28 protein-coding genes are annotated in these 24972 nt (G+C 45.8%); 25 read left to right on the top strand and 3 right to left on the bottom strand.

All coding sequences use genetic code 11. The features are described from left to right. Positions 1 to 20: 20 nt before the first annotated feature. The 3 genes from BMX69_RS18355 to agaB form a co-directional block, all read right to left on the bottom strand. Entirely contained in the window at positions 21 to 812 is a 792-nt protein-coding gene (locus BMX69_RS18355) for a PTS system mannose/fructose/sorbose family transporter subunit IID (RefSeq protein WP_025230299.1), read from the bottom strand. After that, positions 799 to 1584 (bottom strand): PTS mannose/fructose/sorbose/N-acetylgalactosamine transporter subunit IIC, encoded by a 786-nt coding sequence (locus BMX69_RS18350; RefSeq protein ID WP_054790472.1) that lies wholly within the window; start codon positions 1582 to 1584, stop codon positions 799 to 801. The genes BMX69_RS18355 and BMX69_RS18350 overlap by 14 nt, the downstream gene beginning before the upstream one ends. A 130-nt stretch (positions 1585 to 1714) precedes the next feature. After that, positions 1715 to 2191, bottom strand: coding sequence for a PTS galactosamine transporter subunit IIB (gene agaB, locus BMX69_RS18345; protein WP_054790473.1), 477 nt, complete (start codon positions 2189 to 2191; stop codon positions 1715 to 1717). A gap of 258 nt (positions 2192 to 2449) precedes the next feature. Here agaB and BMX69_RS18340 point away from each other — a divergent pair, with 258 nt between their 5' ends. From BMX69_RS18340 to BMX69_RS18220, 25 genes are all read left to right on the top strand, one after another. Next, on the top strand, positions 2450 to 3559 hold the full coding sequence (locus tag BMX69_RS18340; RefSeq protein ID WP_100043160.1) for an SIS domain-containing protein: 1110 nt from the start codon (positions 2450 to 2452) through the stop codon (positions 3557 to 3559). Positions 3560 to 3577: 18 nt separating this feature from the next. Continuing rightward, on the top strand, positions 3578 to 4264 hold the full coding sequence (gene deoC / locus BMX69_RS18335) for a deoxyribose-phosphate aldolase (RefSeq protein ID WP_100043159.1): 687 nt from the start codon (positions 3578 to 3580) through the stop codon (positions 4262 to 4264). A gap of 216 nt (positions 4265 to 4480) precedes the next feature. Further along, positions 4481 to 6676, top strand: a complete 2196-nt coding sequence (locus tag BMX69_RS18330) for a YhgE/Pip domain-containing protein (RefSeq protein ID WP_100043158.1) — start codon at positions 4481 to 4483, stop codon at positions 6674 to 6676. Between the two features lies 1 nt (position 6677). Continuing rightward, positions 6678 to 7823, top strand: a complete 1146-nt coding sequence (locus BMX69_RS18325; RefSeq protein WP_147297073.1) for a hypothetical protein — start codon at positions 6678 to 6680, stop codon at positions 7821 to 7823. A 289-nt stretch (positions 7824 to 8112) separates the two neighbouring features. Next, positions 8113 to 8433, top strand: coding sequence for a thioredoxin (trxA, locus tag BMX69_RS18320; RefSeq protein WP_054790479.1), 321 nt, complete (start codon positions 8113 to 8115; stop codon positions 8431 to 8433). A gap of 236 nt (positions 8434 to 8669) precedes the next feature. Continuing rightward, positions 8670 to 9503 carry a MerR family transcriptional regulator gene (locus BMX69_RS18315; protein WP_054790498.1) on the top strand — a complete coding sequence of 278 codons (834 nt, stop codon included), beginning with the start codon at positions 8670 to 8672 and terminating at the stop codon, positions 9501 to 9503. 321 nt (positions 9504 to 9824) lie between these two features. Continuing rightward, entirely contained in the window at positions 9825 to 10799 is a 975-nt protein-coding gene (locus tag BMX69_RS18310; RefSeq protein ID WP_100043156.1) for a DMT family transporter, read from the top strand. Further along, positions 10789 to 11079: an ethanolamine utilization microcompartment protein EutM gene (gene eutM, locus BMX69_RS18305; protein WP_025230290.1), complete on the top strand. Its 291-nt coding sequence runs from the start codon at positions 10789 to 10791 to the stop codon at positions 11077 to 11079. Before BMX69_RS18310 ends, eutM begins: the two co-directional genes overlap by 11 nt. Next, positions 11079 to 12077, top strand: coding sequence for a DMT family transporter (locus BMX69_RS18300; RefSeq protein WP_100043155.1), 999 nt, complete (start codon positions 11079 to 11081; stop codon positions 12075 to 12077). The genes eutM and BMX69_RS18300 overlap by 1 nt, the downstream gene beginning before the upstream one ends. 4 nt (positions 12078 to 12081) lie before the next feature. Then, a complete protein-coding gene (locus BMX69_RS18295; RefSeq protein ID WP_054790482.1) occupies positions 12082 to 12363 on the top strand; it encodes a hypothetical protein in 282 nt (93 codons plus the stop codon). A 20-nt stretch (positions 12364 to 12383) separates the two neighbouring features. After that, positions 12384 to 12680 (top strand): BMC domain-containing protein, encoded by a 297-nt coding sequence (locus BMX69_RS18290; RefSeq protein WP_025230287.1) that lies wholly within the window; start codon positions 12384 to 12386, stop codon positions 12678 to 12680. A gap of 17 nt (positions 12681 to 12697) precedes the next feature. Beyond that, positions 12698 to 13006, top strand: a complete 309-nt coding sequence (locus BMX69_RS18285) for a BMC domain-containing protein (protein WP_100043154.1) — start codon at positions 12698 to 12700, stop codon at positions 13004 to 13006. 30 nt (positions 13007 to 13036) lie between these two features. Beyond that, entirely contained in the window at positions 13037 to 14533 is a 1497-nt protein-coding gene (locus tag BMX69_RS18280) for an aldehyde dehydrogenase family protein (protein WP_100043893.1), read from the top strand. Positions 14534 to 14636: 103 nt separating this feature from the next. Then, complete coding sequence (gene cutC, locus BMX69_RS18275) at positions 14637 to 17180, top strand: choline trimethylamine-lyase (protein ID WP_100043892.1); 2544 nt, start codon at positions 14637 to 14639, stop codon at positions 17178 to 17180. Between the two features lie 22 nt (positions 17181 to 17202). Next, positions 17203 to 18156: a choline TMA-lyase-activating enzyme gene (gene cutD / locus BMX69_RS18270; RefSeq protein WP_054790485.1), complete on the top strand. Its 954-nt coding sequence runs from the start codon at positions 17203 to 17205 to the stop codon at positions 18154 to 18156. 16 nt (positions 18157 to 18172) lie between these two features. Beyond that, complete coding sequence (locus BMX69_RS18265; protein ID WP_025230282.1) at positions 18173 to 18511, top strand: BMC domain-containing protein; 339 nt, start codon at positions 18173 to 18175, stop codon at positions 18509 to 18511. Continuing rightward, the gene (locus BMX69_RS18260) at positions 18508 to 18939 is read left to right on the top strand and encodes a EutP/PduV family microcompartment system protein (RefSeq protein ID WP_100043153.1); all 432 of its coding nucleotides are present in this window, start codon (positions 18508 to 18510) and stop codon (positions 18937 to 18939) included. Before BMX69_RS18265 ends, BMX69_RS18260 begins: the two co-directional genes overlap by 4 nt. Before the next feature lie 22 nt (positions 18940 to 18961). Beyond that, on the top strand, positions 18962 to 20098 hold the full coding sequence (locus BMX69_RS18255; RefSeq protein WP_166433208.1) for a 1-propanol dehydrogenase PduQ: 1137 nt from the start codon (positions 18962 to 18964) through the stop codon (positions 20096 to 20098). Next, positions 20098 to 20712 (top strand): hypothetical protein, encoded by a 615-nt coding sequence (locus tag BMX69_RS18250; protein WP_100043152.1) that lies wholly within the window; start codon positions 20098 to 20100, stop codon positions 20710 to 20712. The genes BMX69_RS18255 and BMX69_RS18250 overlap by 1 nt, the downstream gene beginning before the upstream one ends. Further along, entirely contained in the window at positions 20697 to 21542 is an 846-nt protein-coding gene (eutJ, locus tag BMX69_RS18245; RefSeq protein WP_038284022.1) for an ethanolamine utilization protein EutJ, read from the top strand. The genes BMX69_RS18250 and eutJ overlap by 16 nt, the downstream gene beginning before the upstream one ends. A gap of 14 nt (positions 21543 to 21556) precedes the next feature. Next, positions 21557 to 21862, top strand: a complete 306-nt coding sequence (locus BMX69_RS18240) for a BMC domain-containing protein (RefSeq protein ID WP_054790486.1) — start codon at positions 21557 to 21559, stop codon at positions 21860 to 21862. Beyond that, on the top strand, positions 21856 to 22119 hold the full coding sequence (locus tag BMX69_RS18235; RefSeq protein WP_025230276.1) for a EutN/CcmL family microcompartment protein: 264 nt from the start codon (positions 21856 to 21858) through the stop codon (positions 22117 to 22119). Before BMX69_RS18240 ends, BMX69_RS18235 begins: the two co-directional genes overlap by 7 nt. 15 nt (positions 22120 to 22134) lie before the next feature. After that, a complete protein-coding gene (locus BMX69_RS18230) occupies positions 22135 to 22764 on the top strand; it encodes a cupin domain-containing protein (RefSeq protein WP_100043151.1) in 630 nt (209 codons plus the stop codon). Positions 22765 to 22775: 11 nt separating this feature from the next. Continuing rightward, a complete protein-coding gene (locus BMX69_RS18225) occupies positions 22776 to 23381 on the top strand; it encodes a BMC domain-containing protein (protein WP_100043150.1) in 606 nt (201 codons plus the stop codon). Between the two features lie 26 nt (positions 23382 to 23407). Continuing rightward, a complete protein-coding gene (locus BMX69_RS18220; RefSeq protein WP_100043149.1) occupies positions 23408 to 24955 on the top strand; it encodes an acetaldehyde dehydrogenase (acetylating) in 1548 nt (515 codons plus the stop codon). Positions 24956 to 24972: the final 17 nt, after the last annotated feature.

Here is a 24972-nt window from a genome sequence, read left to right as displayed (position 1 = left end):
TATCTGATTCCTTCCGTTGGTTACATGATTTTAAAGAAAGACAATACGATTGATACAAGGATGATAAGTATAATCAGCATCAGCGTATTAACATGTTTTTTCTTAAACAGCCAGTAAAGGGTAAATACAAACCCTAAAGGCAGTATGTTCGGCATAATGGAATCGAAGATTGCCTGTATGGATACGCCGCCGGGAGCTACCAGCGTTTCGGCAAAATGAAGGGATACGTAGCTTGGAATCAGCCCGCCAACCACCATCATGCCCAGGATGCCTGCGGCCTTTGTAATGGCGCTGGCATTGGAACTGATTAAATCAACGGCTCCCACACCCATGTTATATCCCATACGGCCAAACCACAATCTTGATATGGCGCCTAAAAACCAGATAGCGATATAAAGGATAGGACCCAGTACAGACCCGCCGCTTGCAAGGGAACAGCAGATGGCTGCTGATATTGGAAGCAGGGTGAACCAGAATATTGCGTCTCCCAGTCCGGCCAGAGGGCCGAACAGACCGGTTTTTATGCTCTTGATCAGAGCCCTGTCCTGACCATTTTCTTCCAGGGAAAGGACAAGACCCTGAAGAAAGGTTGCCATGTGGGGTTCGGTATTGATAAAGTCCATGTTATTTTTCATGGCATCTGAGATTTCTTCCTTCTGGTCACCGTAAATCTTCTTTAATCCGGGAAGCAATCCGAGACAGAAACCGGGAGCCTGCATACGTTCAAAGCTGAAGCAGGACTGTTCTAATATAGAAAGCATGCTCATCTTATTGATATCTTTTTTGTCCAATTTATTTCTAGATACCGTCATCGTCAGCACCTCCTTCTACAGTTATGGCATTCTTTTTGATCGTTTCATCATTGAGATAACCAATGAATGCAACAGCGATTCCTGCGATAGCAACCGGAAGGATATTGTCCAGCTTTAAGAATGTCATAATCAAGAAGCCAATAAAAAGATATGCCACGTTCTGTTTCTTAAGCATGACAACCAAGAGCAGGGTAAGACCGACTGCAGGAAGCAGGCCGCCGGATATTTCGAATCCATGGATCAACCATTCCGGGAACATGTTTACAAATCCGGCGATCTGGTTCTGTAATGCATAGGCAGACAGGAACGTGATCAAAGCGTAGATTCCCGCTTTAATTACAAGTCCAAGAAGAACGATCTGTGTAAATTTCTTTGTGTCTGCGTTCTCGCATGCGTGATCCAGGGGACGTAAGAAACCTGCAAAAGTGGTATTGCAGACAATTCCGACCCACTGTGCCAGCAAAGCGAAGGGCAATGAGAGTCCCAGAGCTGTTTCTGCGCTCTGGCCAGTCGTGAATGCGATGACTGTTGTCATCATGCCTGCCATCAGAGGATCAGGCGGAACGGTACCGCCTACGGTCAGCAGTCCCAGATACGAAAGCTCTGCAACGGCGCCCGCAGCCAGGCCTACCTGAACATCACCCAGGATTATTCCGGCGAAGAAGGCGACAACGATGGGACGGAACCAGAAAAAGGCTTCCCAGCAGGCGTCACAGGCACAAATAAAGGCCAGTAAAGCCAGCAAAATCCCCTGGATTAAAGTAATTTGCATAAAAAACCCTCCTTTTATTGAACCGCAGGTTTCTTCCTGCGGTTTTCATCATTATTGCTTATTCGGTTCCAGGCATAAAGGTATGCCCGCAGGGTATTTCATCTCATTCTTCCTAAACCTGTCTAGATTTTTACTTCACCTCAAAATCATGCTTCTTATCTCCGGGAGCGATCTGGATATACACATCAATGCCTTTTCCCCGAATCATTCTCAAGTCTTCTAAATCCTGTTCATCCAGATATACATGAGGCTCATTGGATACTTTCTTTCCCGGAGCTACATGCATGTTGCCGATGCAGAGCTTATCGATGGGAACTCCTCCCTCAATCAGGGCTCTTGCAGACTGCGGATTTCTTACTACTATAAATATCTTCTGGCTTGGCGCTGCTTTATGGATGACTTCAATTGTTTTTTGAAGTGTAAAGAACCGGATACCCACGCCGGTGGAATCAGCGGTCATCTTCATCAGTGATTGCTGGACCGGATCACCTGCAGCCTCATCGTCTGCGACCACGATCAGATTACATCCAATGGCTCCCACCCAGGAGCATCCAACCTGACCATGTACCAGCCGGTTATCGATCCTTGTTAATAGAATGTTGGGCATATGTTTGTCACTCCTTTTGAAATTTTGTATCCCTATGATATTTTGTACTATTTTTCATATTTTCACTCTTTTTTATTAAAAAAGTATAAATAATGTATAAATAAATAATAGTATCATGGGGAAAGTTTGTCAATATGTAATTACAATTATTTGTATGTTTTCGATACATTATTGACTATGATTAGGGATATGATATAATTATTGCACAAAATACTTTCTGACTCATTTTACCAAAATGAAAAAAGGAGCGGTAACAAAATGAATGAAAAAATAAAAGAAACAATGATGACGTATGTGGAAGAGTCTCCTGAGGTAATGCTTAATAATATTAAAAACCGGAAGGAGCTGACAGCTCCGCTGATCGCTGAATATGAAAAGGGAGATTACAAAACCGTCTGGATCGTGGCTTCCGGATCCTCCTATAACGGTTCGTACTGCGCCCGCCAGTTTATGAGGTATTATTTAAAGTCTGAAGTAAAGATCGTATCTCCCTTCACTTTTCTTAGCAGTGAACATGATTTTACGGACGGTGATTTTGTTTTTGTTGTTTCCCAGAGCGGTTACAGCACCAATTCCATTGATGCGCTGAAGATGATCCGTGAGCATGGGCGCACCTCAATCGGAATTACAGGAAGTATCTCCAGTGATATGAAAGATTATGCGGATGTGCTGATCGATTATGGGGTTGGAGTGGAAACCGTAGGTTATGTGACAAAGGGTGTGACCTCGTTTGCCTTGTTTCTGATGCTGTTTACCCTTGAAGCTGCCGTAAGAAAAGGACTGATGACGGAGGAAGATGCAGAATCGGTATGCCGGGATATGGAGAAGGCGGCCCGGATTCATGAGACGGTGCAAAAGGAAACCATGAAATTCTATGAAGATCATTATAAGGAATTTACCTCCATGGCAAATGCTTATGTGTGCGGATTAGGCGCTAATTACGGCACGGCACTGGAAGGTGCTTTAAAGCTGGGTGAGACGGTAAAGATCCCTTCTGTAGCTTATGAGTCTGAGGAATTCCTTCATGGACCCAATCTTCAGATGACTCCCGGCTATACGGTATTCCTCATTGACGGAGGAAACAGCAGCAGCCGGAGCCAGACCATTTTTAAAGCCTGCAGGGAGGTAACTGACAGGGCGTTTTTAATAACCAATCAGCCGGGATTCACCGGAGAAGGAATTTTAAACCTTCCGGTGGAGCTGCCGGAGCTTTTAACCCCCTTATGCTTCCTGCCGTTTTTCCAGATCCTTGCATATCAGGCAACGACAGCACTAAACCGCTGGAAGCAGCACCCTCTGTTAAAGAAGATGAAAGATACTGCTGCATGCAAGACGGAAAATTATGAGAATCAGGATGATGATGATTGATTCTAAAGGAGACTAATTATGGGGAATATTAAGATCAGCCAGAAAGAACTGGCCGCTTATTTTGACCACACTCAGTTAAGAGCCTGGGCATCCCATGAGGATTTTGTAACGCTTTGTAAGGAGAGCATGGAATATGGCTTTAAGATGGTAGCCATCAACCCGGCGCAGGTAGTCCGCTGCCGGAAGCTTTTAGAAGGCAGCCCTGTCCATGTGGGTGCTGCGGTGGGATTTCCGTTAGGGCAGACAACTATAGAAGATAAGCTGAATGAAACAAAGACCGCCATTTTAAACGGATCTGATGAGATCGATTACGTGATCAATATTACTGAGCTAAAAGAGAAAAATTACAGCTTTATAGAAAAGGAAATGGCAGAGATAACGGAAATCTGCAGAAAAAACAAGGTGATTTCAAAGGTGATTTTTGAAAACTGCTATCTTACAGACCAGGAGAAAGAGGAATTGTGCCGGATCGCACTGAACGTACATCCGGATTATATTAAGACCTCCACCGGTTTTGGAACTGGAGGGGCGACCTTTGAAGATGTGGCACTGATGAAGCGCATGGTAGGAGATGAAATTAAGATCAAGGCGGCAGGAGGTGTAAGGACCCTGGATACTGCTCTTCAGATGATAGAGCTTGGAGTCAGCAGAATCGGTTCTACGGCAAGTGTTTTTATCGTGGAAGAGCTTAAGAAACGAATTTAGGCTGGAATACCCCTTTCGAAGTATTTTTTATTTCCTGAAGTGAAAAGCTGTTAAATGACCGATTGAGTTCTGCTCATCAGGTTATTTAACAGCTTTTTAACACTTTTCTTAACACCTTTTATTAAGATAATGGGAAACAGGCATTGCTTTTGTTGCAGGAAAATATTATAATACGGAAATGCTAAATTTCTTAACTGATATACCAAGGAGGCACACATGGTTCATGTTAAAAACATATTTAAAATTTTCGCCGGTGATATAAAACGCATTGCGCTTAATCCGGTAGCAGTCATTATTGCGCTGGGACTTACACTTATTCCAGCCTTATACGCATGGTTTAACATCGCTGCAAGCTGGGACCCTTATGCGAATACAAAGGGACTTAAGGTTGCGGTTGTCAACCTGGATAAGGGGGCTTCTATTGACGATATATTTGACACGGATATTGATGATTCTTCCATTAATATTGGTGAAATGATTCTTGATGAACTTAGAAAGAATGAACAGATAGGATGGCAGTTCGTCAACGAGGAAGAAGCAATCGATGGAGTGGAGTCCGGGAAATATTATGCGGCAGTTATCGTTCCTGAAGATTTCAGCCAGAAAATATCAAGCGTCCTTACCTCTAACATTGAGCGCCCGGTGCTTGAATACTATGTAAATGAAAAGAAAAACGCCATTGCCACAAAGATCACCGGCAAAGGGGTGGAGAGCGTACAGCAGCAAATTAATGAAACCTTTATTAATTCTACCTCAAAGGTGGCTGGGAAGGCCTTAAACAAATATTCAGACAACTGGGAAACTGATAAGGAAACGGACAGAGACGATGCCGTCAGTACTCTTACGGATGTAAAAACAGATTTGAATCAGCTGGTGGATACTATTACCATGCTTCAGTCCACTCTCCGCTCCGTCAACAGCTTAAATGGCGGTATGAAGGGAACTCTCCCGGATGTGAGCAAAATGATCGATTCCGGCGGACAAACGGCTGAAAGCGCAAAAACCCTGATCGATTCCTCCAGAGGATTCTCTGACACAATGACAGAAGGTATTAGAGATACCCTGGATAATATCAGCAAGGTAGAGGAATCCGTGTATGAATCCTTTCAGGTAATCGGCAAGCTGACGGACACATCCGCTGACGGAGCTATTGATGCATTAAAAGCCACGGAAAATCTGGTCACAGGAAGCATCAACCAGTGCAATAGCGTAAACAAGGTTTTAGGGACAATTAACCAGAAGCTGCCCATTCCCTTAAAAGATATAACAACTCTTCAGCAAAAGCTTACAGATACCGTTAAGCAGCAGCAGGAACTGGTTAGGAAGCTGCAGGCTGCACAGCAGACCGTAAAACAGACAAAACGGCTGCCGGATACCATGGAGAAGGATATCGGAGACTCTCTTGACGGGGTCACCAACTCCATATCAGACGTTCTGAATTTTTATACCGGCAAGGTGGAGATTCCTTTAAAAGACAGCCTGGATAAGACCTATGATGCCCTGGGCACTACTGCGGGAGCTTTAGACAGCATTGGAAACATGATAGGGCAGATCGATACCACCCTTGACAGTGTAACAGACTCATCCCAGAGCCTGATCGAAGCGTTAGACAGCGCCGTCGGCCTGATGAACAGGAGCCAGGAGCGTGTGGATGATATGATCGACAGCGTGAACAAGCTGGCGGATAATGAGAAGTTAAATAAGATCATGGACATCATGAAGAATGACCCGGATCAGCTCAGTGATTTTATGAAAATGCCTACGGATATGGTTACCAACAAAATCTACCCGGTAGAAACTTATGGTTCCGCCATGGCTCCGTTTTATACCATTCTGGCCATCTGGGTGGGAGGACTCATTTTGGCGGCTTTGGTAAAGACTAAGGTGGAAGAGAACAGATCGGTAGGGCTTAAGCTGTATGAAACCTATTTTGGAAGGTATCTCACCTTCATGCTGTTTGGAATCGCCCAGGCACTTGTGGTGGCTTTGGGAGATTTGTATATGTTAAAGATCCAGTGCCTTTATCCGGGGAAATTTGTGCTGGCAGCTGTGGCAGCCAGTATTATATTCACCAATATCATTTATTCCATGACGGTTTCCTTTGGGGACGTGGGCAAAGCGATTGTAGTAGTCTTTATGGTCATTCAGGTGGCAGGCTCCGGCGGTACGTTTCCCATACAGGTAACTCCCCGGTTTTTCCAGATGGTGAACCCATTGCTTCCATTTACTCATCTCATCAATGCAATGAGAGAGTGTGTGGGAGGTACTTATGGGAATGATTATTGGAAAGATATACGAAATGTGCTGGTCTATATTCCTATATCACTGTTGGTTGGAATCGTATTGCGGAAGAAGGTGTTAAAACTGAATGAATTTTTTGAAGAAAAACTCAGCCAAACAGGGATCATGTAAGATGGGAAAGGAAAAAAAGCCGCCGGGAATCAGACGGCGGCTGGCCTGGACCGGCGGGGTGGTACTGCTTTTAATAGTTCTTGGTGTCTGGGTATGGAACTATCTTCCGATCCATTATGCAAGATTTTACCTGACCCGATCGGCATTGCAAACCAGGGGGCGGTTAATGGATCTATGGGGCAAAGACAAAGAAGGAGAAGGGGCAGAAGAAGATTCCCTGAAGCTCATAGCGGATGAAGTGGATTGGAATGGCCGCTCTGTGCTGATACTTCCGGGAGGGTTTGGCATCAACTGGAAGGAGCAAAGGGATGAAAAACATACCTTTTCCCAGGGAAGCCTTGACGTGTATTTTCTTGGGGCCATAAGGGACGGAGTCCATTATTGGGCTGACAGAGATAATGCCTTAATATCCATACCTGGGATTATAGGACCGACCATAAGAACCAGCCAGGATACATTAAAAGAGGTTATTGGTTTTTCCATTGTCCCGGAAGAGAGAGACCATTTAAGGGATCAGCTTGAAACCTTAAAAAAGGATACCATCCACATGATGAACCAGAGCCATATGGAATTTGTCAGTAGGGATAAGAGTGGCGTAACCATTAAGGCATCAGTCCCTTCCGGTCTCTTTGATACCTATTTGAGTAAGGTAGGAGAACTGCTTAAGGAGGGGCCCGGAAAGGATATGAAAGAATGGGGACAGATGTTAGAGGAACGGAAGACCCAGGGAGAGACTCAGGACATATTCTTTACCATTGACAAGGGGCTGCATATTACGGATATAAAAGTGGAGGGTCTGACTGATATGAGCCTTTTACTGGAGTCTAATGGAGGGCTGTCAGTGGCAGGAAATATCATGCTCCGCGAACGGAAGCTTGATATGAGCGCAAAGGTCTATTTTGGCAATGGGCAGGAAGGGAAAAGGGCATTCCAGATCCCTGAGTTTAATATTACATATCATAATGAAAGATTTGAGCTTGGACTGAAGCTGAGCGGAGGATATGAAGGTGGTAAGATCTCTTCTGATGCTCTGGAATATGGGAAATTGTCTGAGACAGGTGAGGAATCCTCCGGTGACGGATTGCAGAAGGTCAAGGACGAGTTTTTAAAGAGAAGCGGGCAATTAGGCCTTGACTTTTATAAGTAAATGAAAAAAATCTATTGACAAATACAACTGTAACTTTTATAATAACAGTAAAGATACTGAAACTCACAAAGTTACAGTTATCCCGGGCAATAATCCAAAAAGCGGGGATATTTAAGATAATTATGATAAAACTATAAAAAAGAGCACCGTTGGCTGGAAAACATTGCAAAGGATGTACTGTTCATTATATGATCGGCGCATTCCCGGTTTCGGAGTAATGTAGATAATTATGAATAAAAGGCGCTTTTCGTGAATACACAAAAAGCAAGTCAAGAAGGAGGAACATGATATGGCAGTTTTAACATTAACACAGGAGAATTTTCAAACAGAAGTGGCAGATAACAGCGGCATTGTGCTGGTGGACTTTTGGGCGACCTGGTGCGGACCCTGTAAGATGTTTGCACCGGTGATAGACGAAATTGCTGAAGGGAATCTTCCCGGCGTTAAGGTAGGCAAGGTGGATGTTGATCAGCAGCCGGACTTAGCCGGACAGTTTAGGGTTATGAGTATTCCTACCCTTGTAATCTTTAAGGATGGTAAGGCGGCAGTCACTTCCGTGGGAGTGAAATCCAAGAAAGAAGTCCTTGAAATGATCGAGAAATTAAGATAAATACAGCAAAGGCCACGGGTCTTCCGGTTAACCGGAACATCTGGTGGTCTTTTTTTACAGTTTTTTACTGCTTCCGGTTGACAGCTTTTTCGTATAAAATAGATAACATAAGTAGTTATTGACATTCCCCTATACAGGAAGGATTATACTAAGTTAATCAGTACAAATAAACTCGTAATTGAAGAGGGAAACTATTAATGAACACATAGACAAGGCTTATGCTTATGGGGGTTTCAATGAAAGAAAAAAAATTGTACTCAATTGGGGAAGTGAGTAAGATCTGCAACATTTCTACAAAAGCTTTGAGGTTTTATGATAAGATCGGTATCATATCTCCGGATATGATCTGCAAGGAAAACAGCTATCGGTATTATAACAAAGAGTCCCTTCTGACTGTTCCGGTGGTGAAATACTACAAGCAAATGGGATTTAAACTGGAAGAGATGCAGGGGTTGGTCGAAGGAAATACTTATTATTACCTGGAACAGAATTTCAGGAACAAGATTGACCAGTTATGCCTTCAGGAGCAGCAGATCCATAACAGCTATATTGCGGTTAAGGACTGGTATGAGCTGATACAGGAAGCCAAACTGGTGCTTCAAAATGATGTTCATGATGTTGCCGTAAAATATATACAGCCGGCGACCTATTGCGGCATGGAGCAGGACTTTGACTACAATTACATGGAATCCATTATCAATATAGAATGGACCAATCACTTAGAGCATGAAGAGAATGAGATCACAGGACCGGTAATTTTAAAATTTGATTCATTTGAGGAAAAGATGGCAGGCAAATGCAGCCGCACCAGAATCATGCAGCAGGCCATTCATCCATGCAGGAACTGTTTGAACCGGCAGGTCTTTGGAGGATTTATGGCTGCGTCGGTTTATCATATCGGAAAGCATGAAACGATTGATGAAGAATATGAGAAAATACTTAAATGGGCGGCTAAAAGGGGCTATAAGTGCGGAAAAGAAAGCTTCGAACGGTATGTTGTGGATTACTGGACCACCAGAAGCCGGGATGAGTTTGTTTCAGAGATCATTGTTCCGATATACAGGGAATAAGGGAGCATGTTTTAGCAGTTGGCTTCCCTGGATACAGTATTCAGAAAGATGCTGTACCAGGGGGGCCCTTTTTTGTTTTCCGGGCTGGTACCGATTCTCCCAATATTTGGAGCATAAAAAAGTTTAAAAACCTGTTGACATTTCCCCTAGGGGGAAGATTTATACTAAATGCATAGAAAAACACAAAGCGACTCCGTAAAATTAGTAACATTAACAGGCGTGATGTGTTTTCTAAACGTTTTCAGCTGAACGTGAAGAAAAAAGCAGAGAAACATGCTAACTTGAATTTTGTGCAGCACCAATTGGGGAAGGAAAACTTAAATGACGGAAGCACGAAAAAAATTTAAAGCAATTGGCGTTACAACAGGCTTGATATCCGGTCTTATGTATGGGTTATATACCACATTCGTTTTGATCGCCGGTTATTACAAGCCTCTTGCCGGAGCGGTTGGGTTGTTTGCTGCTCCCTATGTAACCTCGGGCCTGAATGATTTGTTTGCAGGCATCTGGCTGACCGCTTATAACGTAAAGACCGGAAGAATCCGGGAAATCGGAAGAAGCTTACGCCTGTTCCCAGGAAAAATTATTCTAATAGGCTCTCTGGTTGGCGGACCCATAGCAAGTGGAGCATACCTCATGGGACTTGCCATGGCAGGAGCTTACGCAATACCGATTTCCGCCATGTACATACTCTTTGGAGCATTGTTTGCAAGGATTTTCCTAAAGCAGAAAATCGTGCCCAGAGTAGGCATTGGAATGGTGATCTGTGTGGTTGGAGCGATTGTCATCAACTGGGTAAAGCCGGAAGGCAGCACTAATTTTACCCTTGGGATCATCTGCGCGTTTGTTGCGGCCATCGGCTGGGCTTTGGAAGGTGTATTCGCAGCTTACGGAAGTGCCATGCTGGATACCGATGTGGTAATCAACATACGCCAGCTATTATCCGGTATTGTGGATCTGATTGTTATTTTGCCGATGGTGGGAGGCATGGGACTTTTAAAAGGCACCCTGTTCTCATTACCGCCGGTTATGTGGCTGCTGGTTTCCGGACTTTGCGCTGCAATATCCTATTTGTGCTGGTATAAATCCAACAGCACAATAGGCTGCGCCATGGGAATGTCACTGAATATTACCTACGCGTTCTGGGGTGTGCTGTTTTGTATCCTGTTTTTAAAACAGCCATTGACCCCGACTATTATCATTGGTTCCATTATTATCATTTTGGGGGCGGTTTTAGTATCCGTAGACCCATTTGAATTGCTCATGAAAAAGGAGGAAGTAAGCAATGAAATTTGATGCATTAGGAATGATTGAGACAAAGGGCCTGATCGGTTCTATCGAAGCTGCAGATGCAATGGTAAAGGCAGCAAATGTTACTCTGGTTGGAAAAGAATTTGTCGGCGGCGGTCTAGTTACCATTATGGTAAGAGGTGATGTCGGTGCGGTAAAGGCAGCCACCGATGCAGGTGCGGCTGCAGCCCAGAGAGTTGGAGAACTGGTTTCCGTTCACGTAATTCCTCGTCCTCACGCTGAGGTTGAAACCATTCTTCCGAAAGAGAAAAAGGAGTGTAAATAATGAGTAACCAAGGAATGACATCTGTATCCGCGGATGCAAAAATGGCGGCAGTCAATAAAAAATTCAGGACAACCGGTATGACAACCGGTGCATTATCCGGACTGACATACGGGATCTATACCGTACTTGTACTGGTGGCCGGATATTATGAACCTCTTGTCAGTGCGGCAGGACTTTTAGCAGGACCATATGTGTGCTCCGGCTTAAACGATCTTTTCGCAGGAATCTGGCTGACTGCTTATAATGCAAAAAGCGGCCGTATCCGCGAGATGGGAAGAAGCCTTAATACATTCCCTGGTAAAATGATTGTCATCGGATCCATTCTCGGAGGCCCCATTGCCAATGGCGCTTATCTGGTAGGTCTTGCCATGGCCGGTGCCTATGCGATTCCGATTTCCGCATTATGCAGTTTATTCGGAGCAATTTTTGCATGGATCTTCTTAAAACAGAAAATCACTAAGAGAGTCATGATGGGTATGTTGGTATGTGTGGCCGGTGCCATCATCATCAACTGGACGAAGCCGGAAGGCAGCGATAACTTTACACTGGGAATTATCTTCTCCTTTGTTGCAGCAATCTGCTGGGCCCTGGAAGGTGTATTTGCCACTTACGGCGGAGCCATGATCGATACCGATGTTGCAGTAAACTTACGCCAGCTGATTTCCGGTGTTGTAGACTTATTCGTGATCCTTCCTATCGTTGGAGGCCTGGGGCTTCTTGGCGGAACACTTATGGCAGGAATACCAGCCATCTGGCTTGTAGTATCCGGCTTAAGTGCCGCAGTGTCTTTCCTTTGCTGGTATAAGAGTAATTCCACCGTTGGATGTGCTGTGGGAATGTCCTTAAATGTAACCTATGCGTTCTGGGGAGTTTTCTTCTGTATCCTGTTTTTGGGACAGGCAGTGACACCTACGATTGTAATCGGTTCTTTTGTAATCGTATTTGGTGCGATTCTGGTAACCATGAATCCACTGGATTTATTCAGGAAAGGGGAATAAGAAAATGTTATTACCTGCAAGAACAGCGGTTTTAAATTATTTATATGGAGTAGAAAATGCGGATATTGCCCAGATCATGGAGGCTTTAAAGCCGCTTTACGGCGGAGAACGCCAGTTTACCAAAGATCGTTACATGGATCATGTCATGTCTTTGGAAGCAAACGGTATGGTCAATTTATGCAGCTATGACCTGGATCAGAACGGGGAGCTGCGCATGCGCTACGAAATCAATGATGACGGAAGAAGCGCAGTTGACAAATATGTGGATAAGAAATACCGCAAATAGCATAGAGGAGGTTTACAAAGGTGAGATATTACGGCGAAGAAGCTTTAGGCCTGGTAGAGACCGTTGGACTGGTTCCTGCACTGGAAGCAGCAGACAAGATGCTTAAGGCAGCAGATGTAGAATTGATTTCTTATGAAAACGTAGGTTCCACCCTGGTGACCATTATGGTAAAGGGTGATGTGGCAGCGGTACGCTCCTCCGTAGAGGCAGGTGCAGAAGCGGCAGCAGCAATCGGCAAGCTGACAGCAAAGAACGTAATGCCAAGGCCGATTAAAGAGGTCGGAGACATTGTATCCGTACACGATATAGACGCATAGAGAAAGGAAAACAGTATATGGAAAGATATGAAGCCATAGGCTCAATAGAAACATTTGGTCTGGTATTTGTTCTCGAAGCGGCGGATGCAATGTGCAAGGCGGCAGATGTGGAACTCATCGGCTATGAAAATGTAGCTTCCGGTTATATTTCTGTTTTGGTACGGGGAGATGTGGGGGCCTGCAAGACGGCTGTAGAAGCTGGAATTAAGGCAGTGAAGGATATGGGAGCGGATGTTTACAGTTCCGTAATCATTCCAAGACCTCATCCCCATCTTGAAAAAATCATCAGACGATATGCCTTAAGTGTTGCTCCTGAACAGGAATAGCAGGCATCCCGGATGAAGGGAGAATCGAAAATGAATTTTGTAGATAAAGACCTGCTCTCCATACAGGAGGCAAGGATTTTAATGGAAAGTGCACGGGAAGCCAGAGAGACCATGCTTACCTTCCCCCAGGAAAAGCTTGATCTCATTACGGGCACCCTGGCTGCGGCAGCAAAGGAACTGGCGGAGGAACTGGCGGTCATGTCCGCGGAAGAAACCGGATATGGACGTTTCCAGGACAAGTACGTGAAGAACACCTTTGTCTGCAATTTCCTGCCGGAACGCCTAAAAGATATGAGGTGTGTCGGCATCTTAGAAGAAGACCCAAGGCTTAAAACCATGGCAGTAGGCGTTCCGGTGGGTGTAATTGCCGCCCTGACGCCGGCAGTGAGCCCGGTTTCTACCGCGATTTATAACATTTTAATCGCTGTTAAGTCCGGCAATCCCATCGTGATCGCGCCTCATGAAAGGGCAAGGAAGGTAACCGGCAGGCTGATTGACCGGCTGATGGAAGCAGGAAAATGCTGCGGGCTTCCGGAAGGAGCCATTGGGTATCTAAAGACGGTGACAAGGGCAGGAACCCTGGAGCTGATCCGCCACCCGGCAGCAGCCATGGTAGTCAACACCGGAGTGCCGGAGCTGTGCCGTGAGGCAGCAGAAAGCGGAAAACCTTATATTTACGGCGGTACCGGAAACGGACCGGTCTTTGTGGAACGGACTGCCGATGTAAGACAGGCGGTAGAGGATATCATTGCAAGCCGTACCTTTGATTACGGGATCGTGTCTGCAGCCGAGCAGTATATGGTGGTAGACAGCCTCATTGCAGCAGAAGTAAAAGCCGAAATGCTTAAGAACGGCGCCTACTTTATGAATGGGGAAGAGGAGAAAAAGTTAATTGACCTCCTTTGCCTGGAAAGCGGGAAGGCAGATACGGAAATCATGGGAAGACCTGCAATAGAACTTGCAGTCAGAGCAGGATTTACGGTGCCTGATTCCACAACAGTACTGGTATCCGAACAGAAATATATTTCTGACAGGAATCCGTTTGCAAAAGAGCTTCTGTGTCCCGTACTGGCTTATTACATCGAAAATGACTGGATGCACGCCTGCGAGAAATGCATGAGTCTTCTGGTTAACGAAAGCCATGGACACACCCTGGTAATCCACTCCAGGGATGAAGAAGTAATACGCCAGTTCGCCTTAAAGAAGCCGGTGGGCAGGATCCTTGTCAATACACCTGCCACCCTGGGCAGCATGGGAGCGACCACGAACCTGTTTCCGGCCATGACCCTTGGAAGCATTACGACAGGCGCCGGAATTACGGCTGACAATGTTTCACCCATGAATTTCATCTATATCCGGAACGTGGGATATGGAGTCCGGGATGCGAAAGAATTCCTTGGGGTTACAGGAAACGTTTCGGGCGGACATGGAATAGCTCCTGAGACAAAAGGAGGAAGCGAAGATGCAAAAGCGCTCCTGAAACAGATTTTAGAAACCTTGTCCAGGGAGCTTGATGATAAGTGTTGAAAGAAAAGCGTCTTTCAACCTTGAATTTGTGAATCAACTGGATATGCAAGCATATCCGCTTGATTCATTAGGTGGCAATTAATTGAAAGAGAGGGAAACCAGATTGGATATTCGTGAATTTTCAAATAAATTTGTAGAAGCAACGAAGAACATGACACCAGAAGAAAGAGCTTCTCTGATGAAAATGTTTGAAACTGTTTCCGATGAAATCAACAAAAAAGAGCCTGCTTCCCAGGCGGCAGTAAGCTTTGAGGGAGGAACAGAGATACCGGATGGCATTACTCCCAGACTCCAGAATTTAAAGGAAAATTATTTAAAGCATAAACCATCAATTACAACATACCGTGCACGGGCCATTACCAAGATCGCAAAAGAGAATCCTGGTATGCCAAAGATCATGCTTCGTGCAAAATGTTTCCGTTACTGCTGCGAAACAGCTCCCCTTGTTATTCAGGACAACGAGCTCATCGTAGGTGCTCCCTGCGGCGCTCCCCGTGCAGGTGCATTCTCTCCGGATATCGCATGGAGATGGATGGTAGATGAAATCGATACCATCGGAACACGTCCTCAGGATCCATTCTATATTTCCGAAGAAGACAAGAAAATCATGAAAGAAGAGCTGTTCCCATACTGGTCCGGCAAATCGGTTGATGAGTATTGTGAAGATCAGTACCGTGAAGCAGGCGTTTGGGAATTATCCGGAGAATCCTTTGTATCTGACTGCTCCTACCATGCCATCAACGGTGGCGGAGACTCAAACCCCGGCTATGATGTAATCCTTATGAAGAAGGGCATGCTGGATATTCAGCAGGAAGCCAAGGATCATTTAAAAGAACTGGATTATGAGAATCCTGATGATATTGAGAAGATTTATTTTTACAAATCCATTATCGATACCACAGAAGGCGTTATGATCTACGCAAAGAGACTTTCCGAGTATGCAGCAGAGCTTGCGGCCAAGGAAACCAATCCAAAGCGTAAGGAAGAACTGTTAAAGATCTCTGAAGTAAATGCTTACGTTCCTGCTCACAAGCCAAGAACCTTCTGGGAGGCAATCCAGGCAGTATGGACCATCGAATCCCTGCTCGTAGTGGAAGAGAACCAGACCGGTATGTCCATCGGACGTGTGGATCAGTATATGTATCCATTCTACAAAGATGATATCGAATCCGGACGTATGAATGATTACCAGGCATTTGAGCTTGCCGGCTGTATGCTGATCAAGATGTCTGAGATGATGTGGATCACCAGCGAAGGCGGTTCCAAATTCTTTGCAGGCTACCAGCCATTCGTAAACATGTGCGTAGGCGGTGTGACCCGCAGCGGACACGATGCCACCAATGATTTAACTTACTTACTTATGGATGCAGTTCGTCATGTAAAGATTTACCAGCCATCACTTGCATGCCGTATCCACAACAAGTCCCCGAAAAAGTACATGAAAAAGATCGTAGATGTGGTTCGTTCCGGTATGGGATTCCCAGCCTGCCATTTTGACGATGCCCACATCAAGATGATGCTTGCAAAAGGCGTATCCATCGAAGATGCACGTGATTACTGTCTGATGGGCTGTGTGGAGCCTCAGAAGTCAGGACGTCTCTATCAGTGGACATCCACTGCTTATACCCAGTGGCCGATCTGTATCGAGCTTGTTTTAAACCACGGAACTCCTTTATGGTATGGCAAGCAGGTTTGCCCGGATATGGGTGACTTAAGCAACTTCAAAACTTATGAAGAGTTTGAAGCAGCTGTAAAAGAAGAAATCAAATACATTACAAAGTGGACCGATGTTGCTACCGTAATTTCCCAGCGCGTTCACAGGGACTTAGCTCCAAAGCCGCTCATGTCCATCATGTACGAAGGCTGTATGGAAAAAGCCAAGGATGTATCCGCAGGCGGTGCGATGTACAACTTCGGACCTGGTGTGGTATGGTCCGGACTCGCTACCTATGCAGACTCCATGGCAGCGATCAAGAAGCTTGTATTCGAAGAGAAAAAATATACATTAGAGCAGATAAATGAAGCGTTAAAAGCTGACTTTGTGGGATATGACCAGATCCGCACCGACTGCCTTAATGCTCCAAAATACGGAAATGATGATGATTATGCAGATTTAATTGCTGCTGACCTGGTTGACTTTACAGAGCATGAACACAGAAAATATAAGACCTTATACTCTGTATTAAGCCATGGTACCTTATCCATTTCCAATAACACTCCATTCGGACAGATGACAGGCGCTTCTGCCAACGGCCGTAATGCATGGCTGCCTCTTTCCGACGGAATTAGCCCAACCCAGGGCGCAGACTTCAAGGGCCCGACTGCAATCATCAAGTCCGTATCCAAGATGTCCAATGACAGCATGAACATCGGTATGGTTCATAACTTTAAGATCATGGCCGGCCTTTTGGATACTCAGGAAGGGGAAGAAAGCCTTATCACCCTTCTCCGTACGGCCTGCATGTTAGGAAACGGCGAGATGCAGTTCAACTATCTGGATAACAATACCTTAGTTGAGGCTCAGAAGCATCCGGAGCTGTACCGTGACTTAATCGTCCGTGTAGCCGGCTATAGCGCATTCTTCGTAGAGTTATGCAAGGATGTACAGGATGAAATCATAAGCAGAACCATGCTGACACATTTCTAAAAGAAAGTTGAGATCGATCACAATGGACCATGGAACGACAGGAGAGATTGAGCGTAAAGCGTTTATCTTTAACGTGCAGAAGTACAACATGTATGACGGGCCGGGAATCAGAACCCTGGTATTCTTTAAAGGCTGTCCGCTCCGGTGTAAGTGGTGCTCCAATCCAGAAGGAATGGTGCGGAAATTCCAGGTGATGTATAAGCAAAATTCCTGTGTGAACTGCGGGGCGTGCGCTGATGTGTGCCCCGTAAGAATCCATGTGATATCCAAAGAGACGGGAAAACATGAAATCCAGCGGGAAAAGGATTGCATCGGATGCATGAAATGCAAGAATGTCTGCCCCAATGCAGCGCTGACCATTGCCGGAGAAGTTAAAACCATTTCAGAACTGCTTAAAATCGTGGAAGAGGATTCTGCCTTTTATGATATTTCAGGCGGCGGCGTAACTCTTGGCGGCGGTGAAGTGACTGCCCAGCCGGAAGCAGCATTAAATCTGTTAATGGCCTGCAAGCAGGAAGGGATCAATACGGCTATTGAGACCTGCGGTTATACAAATACGGAAACGATTTTAAAAATTGCAGAGTATGTGGACTTATTCCTGTTTGATATCAAACATATGGATCCTGTCCGCCACAATGAACTGGTGGGTGTGAACAACGAACAGATCCTTACCAATTTAAAGGAACTGCTTCACCACCGTTTTAATGTGAAAGTCCGCATGCCTATGTTAAAGGGCATCAATGACAGCCGGGAAGAGATCGATGAGGTCATTAAGTTCTTAATGCCCTTCCGTGACTACAAAAATTTTAAAGGAATTGATCTACTTCCGTATCATAAGCTGGGTGTTAACAAATACAATCAGCTTGATATGAAATATCCCATTGAAGGTGATCCTAGCTTAAGCCCGGAGGATTTAGACCGCATAGAAGGCTGGATGAAGGAATATCAATTTCCGGTTACAGTGGTGAAGCACTAAGAAAGGGGAAAAGGCCATGATTGAGATGCAGCGTGTCATAGAAGAATCCGTTCCTGGTAAACAGGTGACCATCGCCCATGTGATCGCATCTCCCATTCCGGAGGTGTATGAATGCCTCGGCATCGATGAAATGGGAGCCATCGGAATCCTCACCCTGTCCCCTTTTGAAACCTCTATCATTGCGGCGGATATTGCAGCAAAGGCAGCAGATGTGCAGGTGGGCTTTTTAGACCGCTTCACAGGCTCTGTGATCATTGCCGGCGATGTGGATAGTGTGGAAACCGCATTGACTGCGGTATGCGATACCTTAAAACGCGGGCTGGGTTATATGGTGCCTGCGGTAACCAAAACATGAGAAAGAAAAGAATCATGATCATCGGCCCCGGCGGCAGTGGAAAGACTTCCCTGGCTCATGTCATAAACGGTTTTAACGGTCCGGCCAGAAGAACCCAGAACATGGTGTATGGGGAAAAAACCTTAGATGTGCCGGGGGTTTACTTAGAAAGTCCCTGGATGCATAAGCATATCATTGCGGCGGCACAGGATGCCTCCCATGTACTGATGCTGGTAGACCAGTCCTCATGCCGGGAAAGTTACCCGCCTGGATTTGCAAAAGTGTTCCGGATTCCTGTCATCGGTGTGATTACGGGAAGCGGAGAAAAACCGGAACATGACGGCTGGTGTATCCGTCAGTTAAAAAAGGCAGGGGTTCGGGAGCCTTATTATCATATTAATCTGTCTGAACGGACAGGCCTTCAGGAATTAATGGAGGCATTAAAATAAAAGGAAAGGAGGGAAATGTAACGTGGAGCAATTTGTAATGAACACAAAAGTATATATGGGATCTTCCTGTCTGGATAAGTTAAAGGATCTTCCTGTAACAAAGGCTTATATTATCTGTGACCCCTTTATGGCCCAGTCCGGAAAGGTGAACTGGATTACAGAGCTTTTGCAGGAGAAGGGAAGCAGCTATGAAGTATTTTCTGAGGTAGTGCCCGATCCGACCATTGAAGTCGTTTCAAAAGCCATAGGCGGAATGAAGTGCTTTGGTCCGGATGCAGTAATCGCCCTTGGCGGCGGCTCTGCCATTGATACGGCAAAGGCGGCCAGCCACATCTACAGTCAGATGGGAAATAAGAGACTGTTCTTAATCGCGGTTCCAACAACCAGCGGTACCGGTAGTGAAGTAACTAATTTTTCTGTTATATCCGACCCACAGGCCCAGGCGAAATATCCGCTGCGTTCCGATAGTATGGTGCCGGATGCAGCATTTCTTGATCCCCGCTTTACGGTGTCGGTTCCGCCTCACATTACGGCAGATACGGGAATGGATGTGTTAACCCATGCCCTGGAAGCCTATGTTTCAACCAATGCAGGTGATTTTACCGATGCCTGCGCGGAAAAAGCGGTGAGACTGGTGTGGAACTACCTGACACGTACCGTGGAAGAAGGAAGCGACATGGAAGCCAGAACTCACATGCACAATGCTTCCTGTCTGGCTGGAGTTGCGTTTAACGGAGCTTCCTTAGGGCTTTGCCACAGCATGGCTCATGCTCTGGGAGCGCGCTTTCACATTCCGCACGGAAGAAGCAATGCGATCCTGCTTCCTCATGTCATCAGCTACAATGCCGGTCTGGAAGACGCCGGCGAACAGATAGCCTGCGGCAGGTATGTGGCAATTGCCAATATGCTTGGAATCGCAGCAGGAACAGATAAGGCCACGGTACACGGCCTGGTGCGTCACATCAAAAATCTGATGAATAAGATTAAAATACCGCAGCAGATTACAGACTTAAAGATTGATAAAGACGAATTTGAGCAGGCCGTACGGGAAATGGCGGAAAAAGCCCTGGCTGATAACTGCACATTGACCAACCCAAGGGTGCCTACGGTAGAAGAGATTGAAACCATCTATCGGAAACTGTGTAAGGGGGGCTATTAATGAAATTCATCACGGAAGACGATTTGAGGATTTTATTCAGAAGAGAACCCTTTACTGCTTATGATCTCCCTGCCGGAACCAGACTGACACCCGGAGCGCGCCAATTCCTGGTGGATAAGAAGATCCCCATAAGTGACGATCCCATGATGGTAAAACGAAAAAATGAGAAACCTGCTGAGAAAAAAGAAGAAGCACCGGAAAAAGAGTTCTGCCGGGATCGTTTCTTGTTAAAAAAGAAAACGCTTCAGGCTCAGTTTCTGGAAACAGGTCTTGAACTGTTAAATCGGGATGTATTGTTAGCAGAGCAGATATTTGCCCTGGAACGTAAACTTTCTGATCTGGGGAAAGAAGGCCGTGAAGTGGAATTCGGATTTGAACCCTGCACCGGATTTCATAAGGAAAACTTTAACAAGCCTTCCGACGATTGCTTTGAGATCACAGGTTTTCATGCACAGTCTGAAAAGGGAAAAGAAATCGTTCTTCTGCACCGCCTGCGCTGCAGCGTAAGAGAGCTGGCAGCGGAAACAGAGAATGCAGGTCTTAACCCGTTCATCAACCGCTTATCACAGATGATATGTCTGGAATATGGAGGAAAAACATGTCAAAGGAAGTAATAACATTTGATGGCTGCAATGAGCTGGTGAGCCAGTTTGAAGCAGTTGTTAAGCAGCCCGTTAAGGGAAGCTCCTCTGTTTACTATACCGGAGTCGATCTGGGAACGGCGTGTGTGGTACTGGCTGTTTTAGATGAGAACTACAAACCTGTGGCAGGCGCTTACCGGTATGCGGATGTGGTCCGGGATGGAATGGTCGTGGATTACATCGGTGCGATCCGGATTGTTCGGGAGCTTAAGGAAGAACTGGAGGAAAAGCTGGGCACAGAATTGATTTATTCGGCTGCAGCTATTCCTCCGGGTACTGATTCCCTGGATGGCGGAGCGATTAAAAACGTGGTTCAGGGAGCTGGATTTGAAATAACGGCCCTACTCGATGAGCCTACGGCGGCAAACGCAGTATTAAAAATTAAGAATGGTGCAGTCGTGGATATCGGAGGCGGCACCACCGGAATCTCCATATTAAAAGATGGAAAGGTGGTGTATGTAGCGGATGAACCAACAGGAGGAACTCATTTTTCCCTGGTGGTTTCCGGTGCTTATCAAATGTCCTTTCAGGAGGCAGAGGTTTATAAGAGGAAAGAAGAACACCATAAAGAACTGCTGCCGGTTTTAAAACCGGTTGTGGAGAAGGTGGCTTCCATCATAAAACGCCATATTGAAGGGCACGATGTTCAGGAAATCTACTTGGTAGGCGGAACCTGCTGCCTGACTGGAATTGAGGCAATCATTGAAAAACAGACGGGGATCAGGACGAGAAAGCCTGAGAACCCAATGTTTGTAACTCCTCTTGGAATCGCATTTTCCTGTACGCAGGAAGAGCTGGCATAAAGGATGTGGACAATATGGAATACCGTATAATTAAATCACCGTCACAGGGAACCATCGATATCTTAAACCGCAGGAAGGGCTCCGGTACTTCCTCACCCATAGGACCAGTGGATGCAGTGGGGCTAGTACAAGGCAGAATCATCGAAATGGTTTGCGCCGCAGATGTGGCAGAAAAAGCAGTAGGTGTTACGGTAGAAGACATCAGAGGAAGCTGCCCGCAGAACATGATCATGCTTGCGATTTTTGGAGATACGGCATCGGTAGAGGCAGCTATGGATGAAATTAAGCAAAGAGAGAAGAGAGGGGTGGAAGAATGGTAGCGGCCAGATTGATTGATAACATATGGGCCACCAGAAAAGCGGAGTCCTTAAATGGGTATAAATTTATGCTTGCCGAGATCATTGGAGGCACGCGGGAAGGCGAGCGGCTGATCGTAGCAGATATCATCAGCGCGGGAATCGGTGACCGTGTGATCATTTCCACAGGCTCTTCTGCCAGGCGGATGCTGGGAAGCGATGAGATTCCAGTCGATGCCGTAGTAATTGGGATCATTGATGAAGATTGCCAATTTATATAGAAGGGAAGTGATCATATGAAGCAGTTGATTTGTGCAAAAGATGTAGAAAAGTTAAATGCTGAGGGAAAAAAGGTATTTTACGTGGAAACCGGAAGTATCATCACTCCGTCTGCAAAGGATGCAGCAGATTCATTCGGCATCAAATTCTGTGATAAGGCAGAAGAGCAGACACAGGCTCCGGCTGCTTTCGCAGCCATGGATATGGACAGCGAGAAAATTTATATGGTACTGAAGACTTTAATGGAAAAGGGTTTATTAAATGATATTTTAAAACCCTACGAGTCTGAAAGCCATGGAAACGGTCTCAAAGTGGTTCGTGGAAGTTCTGTGAAAATGGATGTATTTGATACAGGCGATCCATCTGTTAAAGCTTACTACCAGGAGCTGGTAAGCAAAGAGGAATCCCATATCAGTGCAGGTTTCCTTGTGATCGACCATTCCAGTTTTGAATGGGAATTGACCTATGAAGAGATCGACTATGTAATCGAAGGAACCTTAACCGTTACCATTGACGGAAAGACCTATACGGCAAAAGCCGGAGATGTGCTCTTTGTACCGTCAGGCTCCAAGGTAATCTGGGGTTCCCCAGATAAAGCAAGAGTATTTTACGCAACGTATCCGGCAAACTGGGCTGATTTGGTTTAAGGAGGTAAACAATGCAGGCACTTGGCTTTATAGAAACAAAAGGCGTGCTGGTGGCTATTGAGGCGGCAGATGCCATGTTAAAGGCGGCAGACGTGTCTCTTCTGGAAAAGACCAAAGTCGGCGGAGGTCTCGTCGCTGTTACGGTGACCGGCGATGTGGCGGCAGTGAAGGCAGCGGTGGACGCCGGAGCAGCAGCGGTAGAACGCATAAACGATGCTGCTTTAGTAACACGCCATGTTATCGCCAGGCCTCATGATGAGCTGACGGCTGTAATCGGCGGAGGTACTCCTGACGAACCGGAAAAAGAACCAGTTCCGGAAACCGCAGAAGAACCAGCAGCTGAGGTACTTGAAGAGATACCGGCAGAAGAACCAGTCGAAGAATCTTCCAATGAACCGGAAACGGTGGATACCATAAAGCGGGAAACCGTGGACTTGTGGATGAAGCAGGACGGTCTGGAAGAGACCATGAAGATACTTGAAGATATGAAGGTAACAGAGCTTAGGACACTTGCCAGAGAATATCCGGAATTCAGTATAGCTGGACGAGAGATTTCAAAGGCAAATAAAACCCTGCTGCTGGAAGAATTCGGGAAGTATTATGGACAGAATGATTAATATTTTTAGAAAGGGAGAACGGGAACATGGAAAATTTTGATTTTGATTTACGTTCCATCCAGGAAGCAAGGGATTTAGCCAGATGCGGTGAAGCAGCCGCAAAAAAAATTGCCGGATTTACGGCAGAACAAATTGACACCATTCTTAAGAGTATGGCAAAGGCAGGAGAGGAACACGCTCTTTGTCTTGCAGAGATGGCTGTAGAAGAGACAGGCTTTGGAAAGGTCATGGACAAGGCATATAAGAACCATGCTGCTTCCACTCTTTTATATGAAGAAATAAAAGATATGAAGACAAGAGGAATCCTAGCAGAGGATACCGTGAATAAGACCATTGATGTGGCAGAACCGGTAGGACTTGTAATGGGTATCGTTCCATCTACAAATCCAACCTCAACCGTATTTTTTAAATCCATGATCGCCATTAAATCCGGAAACGCAATCGTATTTTCTCCCCATCCTTCTGCTGCAAAATGCACTCTGAAGGCTGCGGAGGTTATGAGGGACGCTGCAATTGCAGCAGGAGCGCCGGAGGGAATCATCGGCTGTGTATCCATGCCTTCCATGGGGTCTACCAATGAACTGATGAAGTGTAAGGAAGTCTCCGTTATCATTGCAACCGGCGGCCCGGGTATGGTAAAAGCTGCATACAGCGCAGGAAAGCCAGCCATCGGCGTAGGTGCAGGAAACTCACCGGCTTACATAGAAAAGACGGCAGATGTGAAGCAGGCAGTAAAGACAATCCTTGCCAGCAAGACGTTTGACTATGGTACCATCTGTGCTTCCGAGCAGTCCATTATCTGTGAGGAGAGCAATCATGCAGAAGTTGTAGCAGAGTTAAAAAGCCAGGGCGGATACTTTATGACAAAGGAAGAAACCGATAAAGTCTGTGCCCTGTTATTTAAAAACGGCCATAACATGAATGCCAAATTTGTCGGCCGTTCTCCTCAGGTGATTGCCCAGGCAGCCGGAATCCAGATTCCGGAAGGGGCCAAGATCCTCATCGGAAAACAGGAAGGTGTCGGAGAGGGATATCCATTATCCTACGAAAAGCTGACAACCGTACTTGGTTTCTACACAGTAAAGAACTGGGAAGAGGCCTGCGGCTTAAGCATCCGCCTTTTACAGAACGGAATCGGACATACCATGAGCATTCATACCCAGGACAGGGATATGGTTCTTAAGTTCGCTGCAAAGCCTGCTTCCAGAATCCTTGTAAATACAGGCGGAAGCCAGGGTGGAACCGGAATCAGTACAGGCCTTCCGATTTCCTTTACATTAGGATGCGGAACCTGCGGAGGAAGCTCTGTTTCCGAAAACGTGAGCCCGAAACATCTCCTTAATGTGAAAAAGGTTGCTTTTGGTATGAAAGATTGCTCTACTATCGCAGCAGATGATCCAACCTTTACCTGGAAAGACAAAACCCAGGCTGCTTCCTTTAGCCCTGCTGATTTCGTAGCTTCTTTTGATAAAAAAGAAGGTGTGACCTCTTCTGCCTGCCAGGGAGGAAACGATGACAATGAGAAGCTGGCAGCTCTTGTAAAAGAGATCGTACTGGCCATGAAAGGCCAGTAAAAACAGCAAGGAAGGAG

Origin of the sequence: Lacrimispora sphenoides JCM 1415 (assembly GCF_900105615.1) — a bacterium.
In the GTDB taxonomy this organism is placed as follows: Bacteria; Bacillota; Clostridia; order Lachnospirales; family Lachnospiraceae; genus Lacrimispora; species Lacrimispora sphenoides.
Note: the sequence above shows the minus strand (reverse complement) of the source record. Positions and strands in the feature narration are given on the sequence as shown.